Annotated in this window: 13 protein-coding genes; 8 read left to right on the top strand and 5 right to left on the bottom strand. The window is 77.1% G+C overall.

Going from position 1 to position 18,354, the window contains the following annotated elements:
- Positions 1-54: 54 nt before the first annotated feature.
- The 3 genes from F1641_RS06970 to F1641_RS06960 all read left to right on the top strand — a co-directional run bounded on the left by F1641_RS06970 (position 55) and on the right by F1641_RS06960 (position 4,729).
- Positions 55-2,385 carry a bifunctional diguanylate cyclase/phosphodiesterase gene (locus F1641_RS06970; protein ID WP_194903951.1) on the top strand — a complete coding sequence of 777 codons (2,331 nt, stop codon included), beginning with the start codon at positions 55-57 and terminating at the stop codon, positions 2,383-2,385.
- A complete protein-coding gene (locus F1641_RS06965; protein WP_194903949.1) occupies positions 2,382-3,830 on the top strand; it encodes an NAD(P)/FAD-dependent oxidoreductase in 1,449 nt (482 codons plus the stop codon). Before F1641_RS06970 ends, F1641_RS06965 begins: the two co-directional genes overlap by 4 nt.
- A 488-nt stretch (positions 3,831-4,318) precedes the next feature.
- Positions 4,319-4,729: a hypothetical protein gene (locus F1641_RS06960; RefSeq protein ID WP_194903946.1), complete on the top strand. Its 411-nt coding sequence runs from the start codon at positions 4,319-4,321 to the stop codon at positions 4,727-4,729.
- Here the strand turns inward: F1641_RS06960 and F1641_RS06955 are convergent.
- The gene (locus tag F1641_RS06955) at positions 4,719-5,801 is read right to left on the bottom strand and encodes a cell wall-binding repeat-containing protein (RefSeq protein WP_194903944.1); all 1,083 of its coding nucleotides are present in this window, start codon (positions 5,799-5,801) and stop codon (positions 4,719-4,721) included. The genes F1641_RS06960 and F1641_RS06955 overlap by 11 nt on opposite strands.
- Before the next feature lie 149 nt (positions 5,802-5,950).
- On the opposite strand from F1641_RS06955, the gene F1641_RS06950 reads away from it, so the two are divergent.
- On the top strand, positions 5,951-6,610 hold the full coding sequence (locus tag F1641_RS06950; RefSeq protein WP_194903941.1) for a hypothetical protein: 660 nt from the start codon (positions 5,951-5,953) through the stop codon (positions 6,608-6,610).
- 934 nt (positions 6,611-7,544) lie between these two features.
- Here the strand turns inward: F1641_RS06950 and F1641_RS06940 are convergent.
- The 3 genes from F1641_RS06940 to F1641_RS06930 form a co-directional block, all read right to left on the bottom strand.
- Positions 7,545-8,369 (bottom strand): TSUP family transporter, encoded by an 825-nt coding sequence (locus tag F1641_RS06940; RefSeq protein WP_309225440.1) that lies wholly within the window; start codon positions 8,367-8,369, stop codon positions 7,545-7,547.
- A 68-nt stretch (positions 8,370-8,437) separates the two neighbouring features.
- Positions 8,438-11,104 carry a cell wall-binding repeat-containing protein gene (locus tag F1641_RS06935; protein WP_194903939.1) on the bottom strand — a complete coding sequence of 889 codons (2,667 nt, stop codon included), beginning with the start codon at positions 11,102-11,104 and terminating at the stop codon, positions 8,438-8,440.
- Between the two features lie 134 nt (positions 11,105-11,238).
- Entirely contained in the window at positions 11,239-11,709 is a 471-nt protein-coding gene (locus F1641_RS06930) for a hypothetical protein (protein ID WP_194903938.1), read from the bottom strand.
- Between the two features lie 170 nt (positions 11,710-11,879).
- On the opposite strand from F1641_RS06930, the gene F1641_RS23000 reads away from it, so the two are divergent.
- From F1641_RS23000 to F1641_RS06915, 3 genes are all read left to right on the top strand, one after another.
- The gene (locus tag F1641_RS23000; protein WP_194903936.1) at positions 11,880-13,091 is read left to right on the top strand and encodes a glycosyltransferase; all 1,212 of its coding nucleotides are present in this window, start codon (positions 11,880-11,882) and stop codon (positions 13,089-13,091) included.
- A 2-nt stretch (positions 13,092-13,093) separates the two neighbouring features.
- The gene (locus F1641_RS06920; protein ID WP_194903934.1) at positions 13,094-14,200 is read left to right on the top strand and encodes a glycosyltransferase; all 1,107 of its coding nucleotides are present in this window, start codon (positions 13,094-13,096) and stop codon (positions 14,198-14,200) included.
- Positions 14,201-14,261: 61 nt separating this feature from the next.
- Positions 14,262-15,551, top strand: coding sequence for a lipopolysaccharide biosynthesis protein (locus tag F1641_RS06915; RefSeq protein ID WP_194903932.1), 1,290 nt, complete (start codon positions 14,262-14,264; stop codon positions 15,549-15,551).
- 120 nt (positions 15,552-15,671) lie between these two features.
- Here F1641_RS06915 and F1641_RS19755 read toward each other — a convergent pair whose 3' ends face one another.
- Entirely contained in the window at positions 15,672-16,931 is a 1,260-nt protein-coding gene (locus tag F1641_RS19755) for a PRC-barrel domain-containing protein (RefSeq protein WP_206690716.1), read from the bottom strand.
- 152 nt (positions 16,932-17,083) lie between these two features.
- Here F1641_RS19755 and F1641_RS06905 point away from each other — a divergent pair, with 152 nt between their 5' ends.
- Positions 17,084-18,343, top strand: a complete 1,260-nt coding sequence (locus F1641_RS06905) for a glycoside hydrolase family 3 protein (RefSeq protein ID WP_194903930.1) — start codon at positions 17,084-17,086, stop codon at positions 18,341-18,343.
- Positions 18,344-18,354 lie beyond the last annotated feature (11 nt).

Here is an 18,354-nt window from a genome sequence, read left to right as displayed (position 1 = left end):
TGCAGGCCCCGGCACGTCAAGCAGTCCCGTTGCCCGGACGAAGCAACGGGGGTGATGAGGTGGAGCTGGGCGCTGCTGCTGAGCGGGTGCGCCGTCGTGCCCGCCTTCGTCGTGGCCACGGGTCCGCTCCCCGCCGTCCTCTACTTCGGCCTGTGCGCGACGGGTCTGGTCGTGATGGCCAGCTGCGCCCGCAGGCTTGTCCGCGGTCCGCGTGACGAGCGCGGCGCCGCGACCGGCTGGTGGTGCACCACCGCCGGCTTCGCCCTGTGGTTCGTCGGCGACGGCGTCACCGCGGTCCAGGGGACGGCGGCCGACCCCTCCACGCCCGCCGCGGTCCCGTACCTGCTCGGCTACCTCCCGCTGGTCGCAGGGCTCCTGCTCCTGGCGGGACGGGAGACCGCGGGGCGGGGGCGCGCCGCGGTCCTGGAGGGCGGTGTCGTCTCGGCCTCCCTGGCCCTGCTGGGCCTGGTCTGGGCCGTCGGCCCGGCCTTCTCAGCCGCGGGGTCCGAGGTGGACCGCCCCGGGCAGCTGGTCGGCGTCGCCTACCTCGCCGGTGACGTCGCGCTCGTGGCGCTGGCGGTGCACGTGCTCGCCGTCTCGGCGCGCCGCACCACCGCGCAGGTCGTGGCCACGTGCGGGTTCGTGGTCGTGCTCGTCTGCGACGCGTCGTGGCTCCTCGTGGGCGCCTCGCCGCCGTTCCAGTGGGTGCTCGGCAGCGGCGTGCTGCTGTGCAACCACGCGTGGGCCGCAGCGGCCGCGAGCGCGCGGGGCGGAGGGCAGGACGGTGCCCCGCCGGCGCCGCGACACCACCTCTCGCGCCGCCGCCTGGTGCTGCTCGCCGTCGCCGCCTGCCTCCCCACCGCGCTGCTGTGGACGGTCGTGACCCGCCCCGGAGGCGGTTCCGGGTGGCTCGCGGGTGCCGTCGCCGCCGGCGGCGTGCTGGTCTGCCTGCTCGTGGTGAGCCGGCTGGCGGTGGCGCTCACCGCGCTGCGGACCTCCACCCGCGACCTCCAGGACGCGCACCGCCACCTCGAGCACCGGGCCACCCACGACGTGCTGACGGGTCTCGCCGACCGGGCGCGCACCCGCGCCCACCTCGCGGCGGCGCTGGCCCGCGGCGGCCCGGTCGGGGTGCTGTTCTGCGACCTCGACGGCTTCAAGGCCGTCAACGACACCCACGGCCACGCCGCCGGCGACGCCGTGCTGCGGACCACCGCCGACCGGATGCTGACCTGCGTGCGCGAGGGCGACCTCGTCGGCCGCGTGGGCGGTGACGAGCTCGTGGTGGTGCTCACCGGGGTGCACGACGCCGCCGACGTGCTCGTCACCGCTGAGCGGGTGCTCACCGCGCTGCGCCGTCCGCTCCTCGCCGCGGGCGCGGAGGTGGCCGTCAGCGCCAGCATCGGCGCCGTGCTGGGCAGCGCCGAGGACGTCGACGGCGACGCCGCGGCCGGTGTGCTCCTGCGCGAGGCCGACGAGGCCGCCTACCGCGCCAAGTCCCTCGGGCGCGACCGGGCCGTGCTCTTCGACGACGCGCTGCGGTCCGAGGCCGCCGAGCGGGCGGCGGTCGAGGCCGAGCTCCGCACCGCCCTCGACGAGGACCAGCTGGTGCTCCACTTCCAGCCCGTGGTGGACCTCGCCGGGGACGGCCGCGTCGACGGCGTGGAGGCGCTCGTGCGCTGGCAGCGGCCCGGGGGTGGGCTGGTGGGCCCCGAGGCGTTCGTCCCGGTGGCCGAGCGCTCCGACCTCGTCTGCGAGCTCGGGCGGTGGGTGCTCCGCGAGGCCCTGCGCCAGCAGGCCGCCTGGGCCCGCTCGGCTCCCGGTGGCCGCGCGCCCGGTGTGGGCGTCAACATCGCCCCGCGCCACCTCGCGCAGCCCTCGTTCCTGGACGACGTGCTCGCCGCGCTCGCCGAGCACGGCACCGACCCGGGGAGCGTGGTCCTCGAGATCACCGAGACCCAGGTGCTGAACGACCCGGCCGCGCTGGAGGCCCTCCGCCGGCTGCGCGAGGCGGGCCTGCGCGTCGCGATCGACGACTTCGGCACCGGTTACACCTCCGTCGGCCAGCTGCGGCACCTGCCCTGCGACGTCCTCAAGATCGACCGCTCGCTCGTGGTGGCCACCGACCCCGGGACCGCCGCGCTCCTCGCCCTCGTCGTCACGGCAGGGCACGCCTTCGGCATGACCGTGCTCGCCGAGGGCGTGGAGACCCCCGCCCACGAGGCCGCCGTCCGCGCGGCCGGCGCGGACTACGCGCAGGGCTGGCTGTGGTCGCGCGCCGTCCCCGCCGCTGAGCTCGACGCCGTGCTCGGCGTCCCGGCCGCCCCCGCCGTCCCGTCGCCGCGCTGCGGGCCCGATCTCCCTGTGGCAGCGTCGACGGGGTGAGCGAGCAGGCCGTCAGCACCGGCACCGAGACCCCCTCCTACGACGTGGTGGTCATCGGCGCCGGCCCCGCCGGCACCGCCGCCGCGCTGCGCGCCCGCGCGCTGGGGGCGTCGGTCGCCGTCGTGGAGGGCAGGCACCTCGGCGGCACCTGCGTGAACACCGGCTGCGTGCCCACCCGGGTGCTCGCGAAGGCCGCCCGCCTGGTCCGCGACGCCCGCGGCGCCGGCGCCCACGGCATCGAGGTCGAGGGGGTCCGCGTCGACTGGCAGCGCGTCGTGGCACGCGTCCACGCCCGCGTCGACGCCGTCCGCGCCGTCAAGCACGAGGCCGCCAGCTTCGCCGAGGTCGGCGTCGACCTCTACGACGCCGACGGCCGCGCCCGCTTCGCCTCGCCCACCGAGCTGGTGCTCGACAGCGGCCGCCGGCTGCACGCGCGCTCGACCGTCATCGCCGTGGGCGGGCGCTCGCGGCGCCTGCCCGTGCCCGGCGCCGAGCTCGCCACGGTGCCCGAGCAGGTGCTGCACCTGGAGGAGCTGCCCCGGCGCGTGGCCGTCATCGGCGCCGGCAACACCGGCGCCCAGCTGACCACGATCTTCAACGCCTTCGGCTCCGAGGTGACCCTGCTCGACCTCGCGCCCCGGCTGCTGCCCGGCTCCGACCACGACGTCGCCGCGCACCTCGCCGAGGCGTTCTCGCGCCAGGGCGTGCGGGTGCTCACCGGCATCGGCGGGGTGGAGCGCCTGGAGCGCGCGGCCTCCGGAGCGGTCGCGCTGCACTGGACCGCCTCCGAGGCGGAGGGCGGCGGGGCCGCCAGCGACGAGTTCGACGTCGTCGTCATGGCCACCGGGTGGCCCGCGAACCTCGACGACCTCGGCCTGGAGGCCGCGGGCGTGGAGACCGAGCGCGGCGCCGTCGTCACCGACGAGCACCTGCGCACCTCGGTGCCGCACGTCCTCGCCGTCGGAGACGCCATCGGCCGCGACATGCTCGTCCAGGCCGCGCAGTTCGAGGGCGAGGCCGCGGCCGCCGTCGCCGTCCTCGGCGCCAGCGCCCGCCGCACCCACCAGCTGCTGCCCGCGGGCGGCTTCACCGACCCCGACTACGCCGGCGTCGGCCTCACCGAGGAGCAGGCCCGCGACCGCGCGCCCGGCTGCCGGGTGGCCTCGGTGTCGTACGCCGACCTCGACCGGGCCGTCATCGACGACCGCACCAGCGGCTTCCTGAAGCTGGTCGTCGACTCCTCGCGCACCAGCGTCATCGGGGCGCACGCCGTCGGCGAGAACGCCGTCGAGGTCATCCAGGCGGTGACGACGGCGATGGCCGCCGGCGTCGAGCTGGCCTCGCTGGCGCAGGTGCGCTTCGCCTACCCCACCTACAGCGCCGTCATCGGGCGCGCGGCGCGGCTCGCGCTGGCGCAGGAGGCCGACGGCGCCCAGCTCGGCTGAGGTCGCCGGCTGCTCCGCTCGTGGGCCGGCCGGTGGTGGCTCAGCGGCGGCTCAGCGGCGGCTCAGCGGCGGCTCAGCGGCTGCTGCGCAGGACCAGGCGGACGAGCGTGCCGGCCACCAGGGCCACCTCGCTCACGACGGCGACGGGCTTGCGGACGGTGTCGGCGATCTGGCTCACGACGGGCTCCTCCTCGAGACCTGGTGGGACCTCGACGCTAGGGCGCGGCCGGCTCCCGCCGCAGGTGATCGACTCGTGCTGGAGACCGCTCTCGGGCGCGGCGCCACGACACGCCGCCACCTGACCGCGGTCACCCCAGCTGACCGCGGTCACCCACGCCGCTGACCGCGGTCAGGTGGCGTGCCGGACGCCCAGGAGGCCAGGTCGCCAGGTGACCGCGGTCAGCGCGCCAGGTGACCGCGGTCACCCGGGGCACGGGCAGCGGTGGAGCGCCCTCAACCCGGAGCCCCGCCGTGCCGATCACCAGGTGGTGACCCAGCGAAGGGAACTCCTGCGCGGCGTGGAGCAGCAGCTCCTCGCCCTCGTCGCCCTGCCCGGGCAGCCCGTCGGAGCGTCGTCGCTCGCCGGCCCCCGGCACCTGTACCGCCTGCTCGCGGCACTGCTCGCCGACGGCGACCCCGAGCCCGAGGTGGGGCTCGACGGCGACGGCGACGTGCGCTGCCGCTGGCAGGTCGCCGGGGTCGAGGTCGTCCTGACCGTCGACGACGGCGGCAGCGGCTGGCTGTGGGCCCACGACGCCGACGGCGCCGAGGTGGCCTACGAGGAGTGGCGTCCGGCGCAGGAGCCCCGGGCCGCCCTCGACGCGGCCGCCGCCCTGCTGCGCCCCAGGACCTCCGTGGCCCTGCCCCGGACCGAGGCGCCGCTCGGCCTCACCCGCTGACGAGGACCCCGAACGCGCTCGACGTCGACGTCGACACGACCGTCGGGCCTCCGAACACCAGCGCCGACGACGGCCGCCCCGCTGACGAGGCCGCCGTGACCGCGGGAGCGACCGACGGCGACAGCGACGCCGACGGCGTCAGCAGCAGCGGCCCCCGCAGGTTGCCCATGGCCGCGGCCCCCGCGAGGGCGTCGGGCCAGTTGTCGCCGGTCGCCAGCCCCACCGCCGTGACGCGCGCGGACCCCGCCGGTGCGGTGAACCGCTCCGCGACGCGGCGCGCGGTGTCGTAGCGGTCGGTGCCGACCAGCGCGCGGTCCGCGCCGTGTCCGGCGGTCGCCCTCGCGGCCGGGCCGCCCACGGCGACCAGCAGCTCGCTGTTGGGGTCGAACTTCTGCAGGTGGGTCAGCGTCGAGGCCGGCATCGTCGGACCGTCGGTGAGCAGCACCACCCCGCCCGTGCGCGCGGCCAGCGCGGCCACGGCCAGGCCGTCGGGGTAGTCGCGGCCGCTGGCCACGTAGAGCGGGGCGCCGGCCACCGGGTCGTCGACGGCGACCTGCGCCGCGATCTTGGTGGCGGTCTCGTACCGGTCCGCGCCCGAGACCCGCGTCACCGAGTACTTGGCGTTCACCGCCTTGACGGCGGCCTCGACGTCGGCGGAGACCGCCGCGGTGCCCCCGAGGAGGTACACCGTCCCCGTCGTCGTCGGCTTGACCGCTCCGGCGGCGTCGGCCGCGGCGAGGGCGGGGCCCGCGGTGGTGCTGGCCGTCGTCGCGGGCGGGACCGCGAGCACGCGGGCCACCTCGCCGGCCACCTCGGTGTTGAGCGCGAGCGGGTCGGTGAGCAGCAGCGGCGCCCCCACGGCCGAGGCCAGGCGCGCCCCGGCCAGGGAGTCCGCGAAGCTCGTCGACGACGCGATGACGACGGCGCGCGCGCTCCCCGCCCCGGGGAAGAGCTGGCGCGAGGTGGCCACCGCCGTCATCACGCGGTTGCCGCCCTGCACCCGCGTGAGCCCCGCCGGCGGCTGGGTGACCCCGCCGTAGGGCACCACCGCGGCGGACGCGGTGGAGGCCACCCCGGTGCCGAAGGCGTTGGTCGCGGCGACGGTGAAGGTGTACGAGGTGCCTGCGGTCAGGCCCGTGAGCGTCGTGCTCAGGGTGCTGGGGGAGAGGGTCTTCGGGGTGCCCGCCGCGCCCCCCGGCGTACGGGGTGAGCACGTAGCCGGTGATGCCCTCGCCGGCCGCGGTGCTCGCGGTCGGGGCGGCCCAGGTGACGGTGGCGCTGCCCTGGGCGGCGACGGCGACGGGCTTGGCGCTGATCGTCGCCGGCACGCTCCCGACCGTGAGGGTGACGACCTGCTCGTCGTGGGTGCTGCCGTTGTCGGCGCGAACGGTGAAGGCGCAGCTGCCCGCGGTGCCGGGCGTGCCGGTGAGCACGCCCGAGGTGGAGCCGATGGACCCCGACCCGAGGCAGGTGGGCGTCGTGCCGACGAACGACCACGTCGGAGCGGGACTCCCACTGGCGGTGAAGGTGCGGCTCATGGCCACGCCCTTGACGGCCGAGGTCGGCGCCGTGGAGGTGATGCGCACCGCGGTGGGGGTCGCAGGCGGGGGCGTCAGCGTGAGCAGCACCGGCGTCGTGTCGTCGTCGGCGACCCACGCCACCCCGGTCGGGCCGAAGGCGAGGCCCTGCACGTCGTGGAGTCCTGTGGCCACGGGCGAGGCGCTGCCACCGGCCACCGAGAGCACCGCGGTGGTACTCGCGGCGAGGACGTCCGAGGCGGAGGCGGCCAGCGCGTCGACGCCCGTCAGCCCCGTCGCCACCACCGCCGAGCTGGTCCCTGCCACGCGCAGCACGGCGCCGTTGCCGGTGTCGGCGATGTAGAGGTCGCCGTTGGCGGGGTCGACGGCCACATCTTGTGGACCGTCCAGCTCGGTGGCGCGCGCGGTGCTGGCCCGCAGACCGCTGGCGTGGCCGGTGCCGGCCACGATGGTCAACGACGTCCCCGAGACCTTCTCGACCTGGTTGTTGCCGGTGTCGGCGATGTAGAGCGAGCTCGTCGCGGCGTCCCACGCGACCCCTGCGGGTGCCTTGAGCGGTGAGCTGCTGGCAGGACCCTCCTGGGGTGCCGCGCCGGCAGCGCTGCTACCTGCCACCAGGGTGAGCACCGCGGCGGCGGCGGTCGGAGAGCCGGCTGCCCCGAGGGCGGGCAGCGGGGTGGAGACGACGCGGTTCCTGCCGGTGTCGGCGATGATCAGCCGTCCCGCGCCGGAGGTGTCGAGTGCGAGGCCCTGGGGGTTGCTCACCGCCCCGATGCCGCTGGTGGCCCCGAGCGTGAGGACGGCCAGCACCTGTCCCGAGGCGTTCAGCGCGACCAGCTGGCCGCTGCCGGAGCCGTCGAGCACGTACGTCGTGCCGGTGGGAGAGACGACCACGCCGTCGACGTCGCCGAGCGTCGCGCCGGTGACGGTGACCGCCGCGGCAGCGCCGTACGCGGCGGCCTGGGCGGGCTCGGCTCCGGTGAGTCCGGTCGCGGCGAGAGCGGTGAGCGCCAGCGCTGCGATGACCGGGGTGGGGCGGCGCTGGGCTCCGGGGCGGGGGTCCGGAGGGCAGTCCACCAGGAGATCGTGACGGACCACCCGGGCGGAGATCGGTTGCGACACGCGGGCGGGTGGCGGACGCCCATGATCACGGCGGGGGCGCGGATCTTGGCGATCGGTGGGTCGGCGGGCCCGTGGTGACCCACCGATCGCCAAGATCCGCATCCGCCGCGGGGCGCAGGGCAGGGCAGGGCAGGGCGCGGCGCCAGCGGGGCGGGTCAGACGAGCAGCAGGCCCACCGCGGAGACGGCGGTCAGCGCCAGGGTGGTGCTGGCGAAGATGCGCTGCGGCACGCGGCGCAGCACCTTCGCCCCCAGGAACGCCCCCGCGAGCACCGCCGGTGCCAGGAGCAGGTTCAGCAGCAGCGACTGCCCGTCGATCAGCCCGAGCCCGACGCTGAACGGCACCTTGGCGAGGTTGACGATGAAGAACAGCCACGCGGCCGTGCCGACGAAGCCCATCTTGTCGACCCGCATCACCAGCAGGTACATCGTGGAGATCGGGCCGGCGGCGTTCGCCACCATGGTCGCGAAGCCGGCGCTGCCGCCGGCGGCCCCTGCGAGGGCGCGGCGCCGCAGCGGCGACCAGCTCTCCGGGCCGGGGGAGGGCTCGAGCGCCTCGCCGGGGCGCTCCCGCTCCGCGGCCCGCGCCGCCCGCGAGGCGTTCAGCATCGCGCGGCCCTGCAGCGCCGCGAGCAGGAGCAGCAGCACCCCGAGGAAGCGCCGCAGCGCGACGTCGTCGACGACGTCGAGGAAGACCGCACCCAGCGCCAGACCCACGAGCATCCACGGCAGCAGCCGCACGAGCAGCTTCCAGTGGGCGTGCCGCCGGTACAGGGCGACGGCGACGACGTCGGCGAGGATCAGCATCGGCAGGACGGCGCCCGTCGACGCGCGGGTCGGCAACGCGAACGCGAACGCCACCGTGGCCAGGAGCCCCACGCCCGCGAAGGCGGTCTTGGAGAACCCGATGACCAGGCACCCCGCCACCAGCAGGACCCACCCCAGGGGGGCGATCGCGGAGATGTCGACGGCGGTCCCCACCCGACGACCCTACGTTCCTGTTGCCCTGGCGAACCGAGCGGACCCGCCGGACGGCGCCCGAGCCGCCATCAGCAGCGGTCGAGCGAGGCGGCCGCGTCGGACAGCGAGGTCGGGCCGCCCAGCACCGTGGCGCTGCGGGCGCCCAGGCGGGTCACGCCGTCGACCACCGGGCCGGGGGCGCAGCCGGGCTGCACGAGCAGCAGCGGGGCCCCACCTGCGGCGGCCAGCGGGCCGCCCGCGAGGGCGTCCGGGAAGTCCTGGCCCGTCGCGAGGACCACCGACGCCGCGCCGTCGGGGAAGGCGGCCCGGGCCACGGCGACGGCGGTCTCGTAGCGGTCGCTCCCCTTGAGGACGTCGACGGCCGCTCCCGGCGCGGCGGCCCGCACCTGGGCGATGGCGGAGTCGGTGATGGTCCCGCCGAGCACGTGCACGGCGCTGGGGCGCAGCTGGGCCAGCGCCGCGGCGGTCGGGCCCGACAGCGCGCCGGGGTCGGTGATCAGCAGCGAGCCGCCCGCCGCGGCGGCAGCCGCCCCGCCCGAGAGGGCGTCGGGGTAGTTCGCGCCGGTCGCCAGGTACACCGGGCGGCCGGTGGGTGAGCCGCTGGCGGAGGCGGCCTGCAGGGCGGCCGCGGCGCTGGTGGCGTACCGGTCGTCGCCGGAGGTCCGGTCGACGGTGCCCGCGAACGCCCTCAGCTGGCCCAGCACGCCGTCGTCGACGGCGCTGGTCCCGCCGACCACGGTGATGCGGCTCGGCGCGAGCCGCGACAGCTCGGTGCGCACCGAGCTCGGGAGGTCACCCGTGGCGGGGACCAGCACCACCGGCGTCGTCGTGCTGGTGCGGCCCGCCGCGGCGCCGGCCGCGAGGGCGTCGGGGAACCGCTCGCCCGAGGCCACGAAGACCCGCTGGCCCGCGGAGGGGGAGCGCACGAGCGCCGCCGAGACGGCCGTGGCGGTGCTGTACCGGTCCGCTCCCTGCAGGCGCGTGGCCGCCAGCGACACCGCGCTGCTGGCCCAGTGCTCCTGGCCCGCCCTCGCCACCGAGACCTGCACGGTCACGGAGCCGTCGGCCGCGGGGGCGCTGGTGCGCACCGCGACGCCGCCGGCGGCGCTGGTGAACGTCGTCCCCTGGGCGACGACGACGTTCGTGTCGCTGCTCGGGCTGCCCGTCGGCGACGCGTCGAGCAGCAGCGAGCCGCCGTCCTGACCCGTCTTGAGCACCCGCAGGCCGTAGGTGGTGCGGCTGGACCCGCCCCAGCCGAAGGTGTCGCGGCCCGTGGCCGCGCGGACCTCGAGGTCGTAGGCGTCACCGCTGCGGGGGTCGGTGACCCGCACCGAGCGCAGGCCCGACAGCGACGACAGCGGCGCCACCGTCCACGTCGAGGTGCCGGAGGCGGTCACCTCGACGCGGCCACCGCTGCCGAGCACGCCCAGGCGCGCCAGCGCGATCGCCGAGGCGCTGCCGGTGGCCTGCACCGGAGTCCCGTCGGCGCGGGCGGCGGCGCTGGACATGACGTCGGTGCGGTCGCCGTAGGAGATGACCGAGCAGTCGCCGTAGCCGCCCCCGGTGCCGAAGGCGGTGTCGACGTCGCTGCCGCAGTCGAGCCGGTCGGCGTGCAGCAGGGACATGTTGTGGCCCAGCTCGTGGGCGATCGCGGGCCAGCTGGCGTCGCTGACGTAGGCCACGCCCCCGGCGCCCGCGGAGGCCCCCACCGAGCCGAGCCCGTAGGAGCAGCCGCTGCGGTAGGCCTGCGGCGGCAGGAGCAGCAGCAGGTGCTTGCCCGCGCCCTGGCTGAAGCCGGCGCGCTGCGCTGCCTCGTTCCACAGGGCGTTCGGGTTGGAGCAGCTCAGGGAGCTGGAGTACCGGGTGACCGCGCCGTCACGGCGGAACCCGACGGCGCCGCCGGTCTGCTCGCCCCAGTAGTCGCTGGTCGAGGAGAGCAGCGAGTCGATGCTGGAGTCGGAGTAGTACGAGTCCGACCCGCCGAGCATGGAGATCGCCACCACGGTCACGGGCTGCGACGACGTGACCGTCGCCGCCAGCGGCGCGGTCGCCCCGACGACGTCGGCGGCCACCGGCTCGGCCGTGGTCGCGGCGGCGACGGCGCTGGCCCGCGACAGGGCCGAGCCGACCGCCGCGGGGGAGTCCAGGGCGGCGTCGAGCGCGCGCTCCGGGATGGTCGTGTCCTTCGACGCCGACGTGGCTCCGGTGCTGCTGGCACCGCCGGCGGGCCCGGCGGTGGGTGCGAGCGTGGAGGTGTCCACCGGCTCGCCGTCCTGCACCGCCGCGACGACGGGCGCGGGCACCTCCACGCGCACGGTCACCGCGCTGCCGGGGACGACCTCCTCGACGTCGGCGCTGTCCAGGGGCACCCACACGCCCCCGACCTGCAGGTACGACGTCAGCGGCGTGGTGCCGCGGGCTCCGTCGGCGTCGGCGTCGGCGTCGTGGTCGTGGGCCGCGTGGTCGTGCCCGCCCTCCCCGCCGTCCTCGTGCTCGGCGAGCTCGGCCGCCGCCGCGCTGCGCGCCGCCTCGAGGCTCCCGGCCTCGGTGTGGTCGGCGTCGGCGAGCACCCGCAGCGTCCCCCGCAGCAGCGCCGTCGGCTGGTCGCTGTCGAGGCTGCTCGCGGCGGGGCCCGCCAGCTGCTGGTCAGCGCTCGCGGGCGCTGCCGCCGAGACGCCGACGACCAGCAGCCCGGCGGTGGCCGCAGCGGCCAGAGCGGGCAGGGGACGGCGCATCGGGAAGACCTCCGGGTGGGGGGATCTTCACCGTAGGTAGGCGCGGGGCGCGGGCGCGGGAGAACACGCGGACTGCGCGGGGCCTGTCCGCCGTGCTGGGGCCTGCCGGCCCCGAGGTGCGGGTCAGGGGTTGGTCAGCCGCTGACGACGTGGCAGGACGTGGAGACCGCCTCGTCCGAGACGGAGAGCTTGGCGCAGATCTTGCCGCCGGTCTCGAACGCCGGGGGCAGCTTGCGGTTGGAGGCCTTGATGCCCAGGGTGCGGCACCCCGGCAGCGTGGACGTGTCAAGGGTCTCGGGACGCCCGCTGAGGGGGCGGAAGGTGAACTCGACCTTCACGTCGCACAGCAGGCCCGAGCGCATGGCCGCGATGCCCGCGCAGTCGACGCTGGCGTACTGCGCCGAGATCTGCAGGCCCTCGCCGACGACGCTGTGGATCAGCACGCAGCCGTAGGGCACCGAGCGGGTGGCGCCGGTGGAGTCCTGGTAGGAGAACGAGGGCAGCGGCGTGACGCCGTAGGCGGACGCGTTGGCGGCGCCGGCTCCTGCGATCCCGAGGGTCGCAGCCGCCGCCAGCGTGAGCAGAGCGCGCAGGACACGGCGCATGACGACCTCCACAGGACAGTTGACGTCTTGATAATGCACGCGATCGGGTGAAGGCAAGCGGGGGCGGGCGAGTCCGCGGTGCGTCGTCGTCATCGTGATCACGCCCGGGTCCACCGGCCGTGACGCTGCGTGGCGCGGACCACCCGGGCGGGTGCCCGTAGCGTGCGGCCGTGCGCACGCTCATCGCCACGCGGGCCTTCGCCCCCGAGCCGGCCGCGGCCGCCTGGCGCCAGGCGGCGCTCGCCGCGGCGCTGGCCGGGGCCGGCCACGAGGTGGAGGTCCTCACCACCCGGCTCCCCGCCGGCACCCCCAGCTCCCCGACCACCGCAGGGGTGCGCGTGAGCCGGTGGCCCGTGCTGCGCGACGCGAGCGGCAACGTCCGCGGGTACCTCCAGTACGCCAGCTACGACCTCCCGCTGGGCCTGCGCCTGGCCCGCCGCCTGGTGGCGGGCGCGGTGCGCCGGGGGAGCGGCCCCGACGCCGTCGTCGTCGAGCCGCCGCCCACCACCGGAGCCGTGGTGCGCCTGGCGTGCGCGGCAGCCCGGGTGCCCTACGCCTACTACGCCGCCGACCTGCTCTCCCTCGCCGCCCGCGAGGCGGGCCTGGCGGGCCCGGCGCTGCGGCTGCTCACGGCGCTGGAGTCGTGGGTCCTGCGCGGCGCCGCCTGCGTCATGACCGTCGACGAGAGGTACGCCGCCCGCATCCGCGACCTGGGGGTGCGGCCCGACCGCATCTGCGTGGTGGGCACCGGTGTCAACACCGACGTGCTGCGCCCCGTGCCCTCCGGTCCTGCCGCTGCTGGAGACCCCACCGCCGACGCTCCCGAGCTGGTCTACGCCGGCACCATGTCGGAGGTCCAGGGCGCCGGCGTCCTCCTCGAGGCCCTGGCGCTGGTGCTGCCCGAGCACCCCCGCGCCCGCGCCGTGTTCTACGGCGGCGGTGTCGAGGCGACCGCTCTCGCCGCGCGGGCCCGTGAGCTCGGGCTCGACCGGGTGGAGTTCCGCGGCCTGGCGCCCCTGGAGGAGATCGCCCGCGTCACGAGCACCGCGCGGGCGGGTCTGGCGAGCCAGAAGCCCGACACCGCCTACTCCTTCGCCTTCCTCGTCAAGCCGCTCGCGGCCACCGCCTGCGGGGCGCCGGTGGTCTACGCCGGGGCCGGGCCCTTCGCCGACCTGGTCGAGGAGCACCGCCTCGGCTGGGCGGTCGGCTGGGACGCCGAACAGGTGGCGGTCGCCCTGCGGGAGGCGCTCGCGGGCGAGGGGCCCACCCCGGCCGAGCGCGAGCGGCTCGCCACGTGGACGCGCGACCGGTACTCGCTCCGCGCCGTCGCGGCCCGCGCCGCCGCCGCCGTGACCCGCGCCACCCGCGCCACCCGTCCGTGATCATGGGACTCCCGAACGGCTCCGGCGTCCCGACCACCCCGGCAGCAGTGTTCGTACTCTCGCAGGCGACCCCGGTCCGCGGCATGGAGCGCGCCGCCACCGACGTCGTCGCCGCCCTCCGCGCAGCCGGCCTCGAGGTGGCCCTGCACGCGCTGGTCCGGGCGCCGCGGTCCGGACGGCTGGGGCGCCTGTGCGACCTCGCAGCCTCCTTCGCCGCCGCCCGCCGCCTGGTGCGGCAGCCCGGGCCTCCGCTGGTGCTCGTGGGCATCTGGGTGGGGCTCCGCGTGCTGCCGTTCCGCCGCCCCGGTGACCGCGCGGTGGTCGCCTGGGAGCACTCCCTCACCCGCGAGCGCCGCGGCGCGCTCCGCTCGTTCGACGTCGTGGCCCGGCTCGTGCTGCCGCTGTACGCCCGGCGGACGGCGCGCGTGGTGGCGGTCAGCCCCGCCGTCGCCTCCGCGCTCGCCGACCAGCCGGGGGTGGGGGAGCGCGCCGTCGTCGTCCCCAACCCAGTGGCGGCCAGCTCGTCCCGGCCCACGGCGTCCGAGCGCGCCGGCGGCCCCCGCCTCCTCTACGTGGGCGGGCTGGAGCCGCTGAAGAACCCCGGGCTGGCGCTCGAGGCGCTGGTGCACCTGCCGGGTGCCCACCTCGATGTGGCCGGGGACGGTGTGCGGCTGCCGGCGCTGCGCGAGCGCGCGGACGCGCTGGGCGTCGGTGACCGGGTCACTTGGCACGGCCACACCGAGCGGGTGCCCGAGCTGCTCGCGGCGTGCGACGCGGTGGTGCACCCGTCGCGGTCGGAGACGTTCGGGTACGCCCTGCTCGAGGCGGCGGCGGCGCACCGGCCGGTGGTCGCGCTGGCCACGGAGCAGGCGCGGCACCTCGTCCCGGGGCAGGTGCCGGGCACGACCTGCCCCGTGCCCGGCGCCGCCGAGGCCTTCGCGGCGGCGGTGCGCTCAGTGCTGGAGGAGCCGCCGGCGGAGGACGACTTCGTCGCGGCCGACGCGGAGCGGGCCCGCGCCTACGACCCGGCCCAGCTGGTGACGGGGTGGCGCGCAGTGCTCACCGAGGTGGCCGGACTGGGGGCACCTCCCGCGTGCGGGGGACCATGATCACGGTGGGATCGGGCGAGTGGGCCCGCGGGCGGGGGACTCGGTCGTAGCGTGCTGTGACGTGACCGAGGTCGACGCGCGCCCCGCCAGCGCCACCTCCGGGCTCCGGCGCAGCAGCGCGAGCATGCTCCTCGGCCACGGCGGGCGGGCCGTGCTGGCAGCCCTCACCTTCGTGCTCGTCGCCCGCGGCCTGGGCGACGCGGGCTTCGGCACCGTCGGCGCCGTCATGGCCGCCGCTGCCCTCGCGCTGCCCTTCGCCTCCCTCGGCGCGGTGCACCTCCTGGTCCGCTCGGCGGTCCGCGAGCCCGGCCGCCTCAGGACGACGGCGCCCGGCGCGGTGCTCGTCACCGCCGTCGGCGGAGCCCTGGCGACGGTGCTCGCGGCGCTGGTCTGCCTGGTGGTGGTCCCCTCCCTGCCGCTGGCCGCCGTCGTGGCCCTGCTCGCGGCAGACCTCGTGGGCTCGGCCCTGCTGGAGCTGGTCGCGGGGGTGCAGGTGGCCCGCGGCCGGGCGATGGCGGCCGCGCTCTCCCAGGTCGGGTTCCACGGGCTGCGCTTCGCCGCCGCGGTGGTGCTCTTCGCCGTCCCCGGCGGGATGACCCTGCAGACCTGGCCGTGGGCGTACGCCGCGACCTCCGCCGTCGGTGCGGTCGTCGCCGTCGTGGTGCTGCGGGCGCAGCTCGGCCCGCCCGCGCCGGGCGAGGAGGGCGTGGTCGCCAGCGCCCGCTGGGTGCTCTCGCAGTGGCGCGACGGGTTCCACTTCTCGGTGGGCCTCGGCTCGCAGGCGCTCTACAACGACCTCGACAAGCTGATGCTGGCCCGGCTCGACTCCGTCGCCGCGAACGGCGCGTACACCGCCGCCTACCGCGTGGTCGACCTGTCGCTGGTGCCGCTGCGGGCCGTCCTGGCCGCCGCGTACCCGCGCTTCTTCGCCGCGGGGGCCGCGGGCGGCACCGCCGGGCTGCGCTCAGCGGTGGCGCTGGCGCGCAGCATCGCGCCGACGACGGTCGGGTGGTGCGCCCTGGCCTCGGTGGCGCTGCTCGCCGGCGCCGACCTCGTGCCCGTGCTGCTGGGCGAGTCCTACGAGGGCACCCAGGGCGTGGTCCGCGGACTCGCGGTGCTGCCGCTGCTGAAGGTCGCCCACTACCTCGCCGCCGACGCGCTCACTGGCGCGGGCCAGCAGCGGGTCCGCAGCGCCTGGCAGCTGGGGGTCGCCCTCGCCAACGGCGTGCTGAACCTCTGGCTGATCCCCGCTCACGGGGTCGGCGGGGCCGTGGCGGCCAGCCTCCTGTGCGACGGGGCGCTCGCGGTGGGGCTGTGGGGCGTGGTCTGGGGCCGGCTGCGGCGGGGCTGACCCGCCGCTGCTAGCCGGCCGGGGGGTGAGGACCCGTCCCGCCCAGCATGCAGAAGGCCCCTCCGGAGGCTGCTGGAAGCCACCTCGGGGGTCTTCTGCATGCTGGACGGGACGCCCGCGTCAGCGGGTGGTGCCCCTGGCGATGCGCTCCGCGTCCTCGGCCGAGACCTCGATGACGTCCTCGCGCTTCACGAGCACCCACTGGCTCAGCCGGGGACGGCGGTCGCCCGCGGAGGCCTGCGCGCGGTCGTCGTGGCGGTCGTCACGGCGGGTGTCGTCGTGCGACCGCGACGCCGTGCCCGCCGCTGCACCGGCAGCGGCACCGGCGGCAGCGACCCCGGCCACGGGAGAGCCCGACAGGCCTGACGAGGAGCGGTCGTCGCGGCGGTCGTCGTGGCGGTCGTCGTGGCGGTCGTCGCGGTGCTCGTCGCGGTGGAGCCCGGAGGCGTCGTCGCGGCGCAGGGAGGAGCTGTCGTCGCGGCGCAGCACCCCGCCCTGGCGGTCGTCCGAGCGGTCGTCCGAGCGGTCGTCGCGGTAGCCCGTGCCCCGGTCGCCGGTCGTCCCCGTGCGCTCGTCGCGGACGTCACCGCGGTCCTCCGAGCGGTGGTCCGAGCGGTCCTCCGAGCGGTGGGAGGCCGCTGCAGCGGCGGCGAGCCCGCCCAGGCCCACGGCGGCGGCGGGACCGGCGGCCGAGCCCCGGTCGTCGCGGTCGTCGCGGTCGTCCCGAGCGGCGCGGTCGTCGCGCAGGCCCGAGCGGTCGTCACGGGTGGCGTCGTAGCGCTCGTCCCAAGCGTCGGAGCGCCCGGCGTCCCAGCCGCGGTCGGCCTGGTCCCAGCCGCGGTCGGCCTGGTCCCGGTCCCCGGCGTATCCGGCCGCGGGCGCGTCGTGCCGGTCGTCGTGCCGGTCGTCGCGCAGCCCGCCCCGGTCGTCGTGGCGGTCGTCGACCCGGTCGTCGCGGCGGTCGCGGTCGCGGTCGCCGTACCCGCGGTCGCGGTCGGCCGCAGCAGCCGTCGCGGCGTCGCTGCCGGCCTCGGCGCTGCCCGACACGGAGCCGTCGGAGCCGGTCACGCCACCCACGCCGTAGTACTCGAAGAGGCGGTCCTCCTCGCTGATGTCGAGGTGCCCGTCGGAGTCGACGCGGGGGGCGTCCTTCACCTTCGACTTCTCGAAGGGGATGCGGACGTCGTCACCGTCGAAGTCCGCGTCAGCCAGGGGCACGAACGACTCGGACGTGCCGAACAGCCCGGTCTGCACGGTCATCCACTCGGGACGGCCGGTCTGGTCGTCGCGGTAGACCGCGCCGGCCTTGCCGATCTTCTCGCCGTCGGAGCCGTAGACGGTGGCCCCGGGAATCCTCTCGACCTCAGCATCGGTGATCATGACCGCTCCTCTGCGTCGATGTCAGCGCTGCGCTGCGTTGCGCGCCGTGCACTGGCCTACCGCTGGTGGAGCGGCCCTGCACCTCGGAGCGGCGTTGCGCGCGGAGATCGCCGGGCGGGGTGTCCCAGGGGAGACGGGTAGCGTCGCCGGGGATGGCACGCGCACCCCGCTCCCTCCCCGGCCGCGGGGTGACGGCCCGGACCGCCGCCGTCGTCGCCTCCCTCGCGCTGCTCCTCGCCGCGGGCTGCACCGGCCCCTCGGGCGCCGCGTCCGCCGGGTCGGCGGCAGCGGGCTCCGGCTCTGAGCGGGGCTCAGCGAGCACCGCGCCGACCACCGCGCCGACGCCCACCCCGAGCCCCGTCGACCCCGCCGTCGCCGCTGCGGACGCCGCCCTCGCCCGCCTCGACGCCCGCCAGCGGGCCGAGCAGCTGCTGGTGGTGGGCGTCCCCGCCACGGACCCGGCCGGCGGCGACGCCCTGCTCGCGAGCGCGCCCTACGGCGGCGTCTTCCTGCGCGGGAGGTCGAAGGCCGCCGCCACCGACGTCGGGGCCGTCACCACCGCCTGGGCGCAGGCCGCCCGCGACGCCGGCCGCCCGTTGCCCTGGGTGAGCGCCGACCAGGAGGGCGGTGCCGTCCAGACCTTCTCCGGCGACGGCTTCGTGGACCTGCCCACCGCCCGCACCCAGGGCCGCGGCACCCCCGAGGAGGTCCGGGGCACCGCCCGCGGCACGGGGGAGTCGCTGCGCACGGCCGGGGTGAACCTCGACCTGTCGCCGGTGGCCGACGTCGTCCCCGAGGGCACCGCCCGCGGCAACGCGCCCGTCGGCCGCTACGGCCGGGAGTACGGCACCACCGCCGATGCCGTCACCGAGGACGCGGGCGCCGTCGTCGCCGGGCTCGGCGAGGCGGGCGTCACGGCCACCGTCAAGCACTTCCCGGGCCTGGGGCGGGTCACCCGCAACACCGACACGTCCGCCGACGTCCGCGACACCGCCACCACCGCCGACGACCCCGACGTCGCCCTCTTCGGCCAGCTCGCGGCGCTGCCCGAGCGGCCCTTCGTCATGGTGTCGTCGGCGACGTACGAGCAGATCGACCCGGGCTCCATCGCCGCGTTCTCGCCGGTGGTGGTCCAGCAGCTGCTGCGCGGGCGGCTCGGCTTCGACGGCGTGGTGATCTCCGACGACGTCGGCGAGGCGACGGCGGTGGCCGACGTCCCCGTCGGCGAGCGGGCCACCCGCTTCGTGGCCGCCGGCGGGACGCTCGTGCTGACGATCGACCCCGACCTGGCCCCCGCGATGGTCGACGCCCTGCTGGAGCGGGCCGCCGCCGACCCGGCGTTCGCGGCGCAGCTCGACGCGGCAGTGCGCACCGCGCTGCTCGCCAAGGCCCGCGCCGGGCTCCTGCCCTGAGCCCGAGCCCC

This window comes from Quadrisphaera sp. INWT6, from assembly GCF_015390235.1.
Classification (GTDB): domain Bacteria; phylum Actinomycetota; class Actinomycetes; order Actinomycetales; family Quadrisphaeraceae; genus Quadrisphaera.
Note: the sequence above shows the minus strand (reverse complement) of the source record. Positions and strands in the feature narration are given on the sequence as shown.